This window comes from Klebsiella sp. HN106, assembly GCF_051209435.1.
GTDB lineage: Bacteria > Pseudomonadota > Gammaproteobacteria > Enterobacterales > Enterobacteriaceae > Klebsiella > Klebsiella oxytoca.
Map to the genome: position 1 here is coordinate 1 of NZ_JBLURD010000328.1, position 247 is coordinate 247.

Genomic DNA, 247 nt, shown 5'->3' on the forward strand with positions numbered 1-247 from the left:
ACGGGCGCATCGGTCAGGCGCTGATCGACGCCAAGCAATCAGGCCGCGATGCGTTTGCCGCCATCGAGGCCGTCATGTCCTGGGATTCCTTTGCCGAGAGCGTCACCGAGGCGCAGAAGCTCGCGGGCACTGTTGCAAAGTTAGCGATGAGGCAGCCTTTTGTCTTATTCAAAGGCCTTACATTTCAAAAACTCTGCTTACCAGGCGCATTTCGCCCAGGGGATCACCATAATAAAATGCTGAGGCC

Annotated in this window: 1 protein-coding gene; it reads left to right on the forward strand. The window is 56.3% G+C overall.

The features are described 5' to 3' along the window. Positions 1-247 (forward strand): hypothetical protein (locus ACSIPU_RS31415; protein ID WP_435322605.1); only part of this gene is annotated, 247 nt, incomplete at both ends.